Source organism: Tolypothrix sp. VBCCA 56010, from assembly GCF_050875635.1.
Lineage (GTDB): Bacteria > Cyanobacteriota > Cyanobacteriia > Cyanobacteriales > Nostocaceae > Hassallia.
Genome location: NZ_JBPAOH010000614.1, coordinates 1 through 201 on the forward strand (window position 1 = coordinate 1; position 201 = coordinate 201).

General features: G+C 48.3%; 1 pseudogene. It reads left to right on the forward strand.

What is annotated here, in order from left to right:
• Nucleotides 1-97 precede the first annotated feature (97 nt).
• Nucleotides 98-201 (forward strand): annotated as a pseudogene (locus tag AABK37_RS42515) (transposase); the annotation flags it as partial.

Consider the following 201-nt stretch of genomic DNA (forward strand, 5'->3'; position numbering starts at 1 on the left):
GTTGCGGTTGCACTACTCGCAACCGCCAATTTGTGATTGGCGATCGCATGAATCAGCAGGTGCATAGCACTTGGATTCCCATAACCCGCAACTTGGGTTATTAGCCAAGTGGGATTGCAAGCTTGTTGAGTTTAACGGCGAAAAAGACCACGTACACGCGCTATTTCAATATCACCCAGACGTGCAGTTGAGTGTATTGGT